Genomic DNA, 346 nt, shown 5'->3' on the forward strand with positions numbered 1-346 from the left:
CCGATTTTCGTGATGCAGAAAGGCTTCTGCGATGGTATTGACATCGATAAAGTTCAGCGGACGTGTATCCCGGTTCCATTCCTGCCGTGGTGTGATCCCTTCCGGTGGAACGACTGCGTTGAGGCACTGATAGTACTCGGCGATGCCAGCATGAGGATCGTTATGGTATTGGTCCTCGAGGTAGATACTCCACAGACGGTTGAGCTCATCCAGTGATCGGACGTTTTTCAGTTTGCTTTCCCGAACGAATGCATCCACCACCTGATGGAATTTCTCGATTTTGCCTTTCGACTTCCCACTTCTTACAGGCGCATGAGAGATCGAGATACCAAGCTTGGCCAGTGAC

Annotated in this window: 1 pseudogene; it reads right to left on the minus strand. The window is 50.9% G+C overall.

Going from position 1 to position 346, the window contains the following annotated elements:
- A pseudogene (locus tag ACTNC3_RS11580) lies at positions 1–346 on the minus strand (DDE-type integrase/transposase/recombinase); the annotation flags it as partial.

The organism is Oribacterium sp. HCP3S3_B9 (assembly GCF_052064255.1).
Taxonomy (GTDB): domain Bacteria; phylum Bacillota; class Clostridia; order Lachnospirales; family Lachnospiraceae; genus Oribacterium.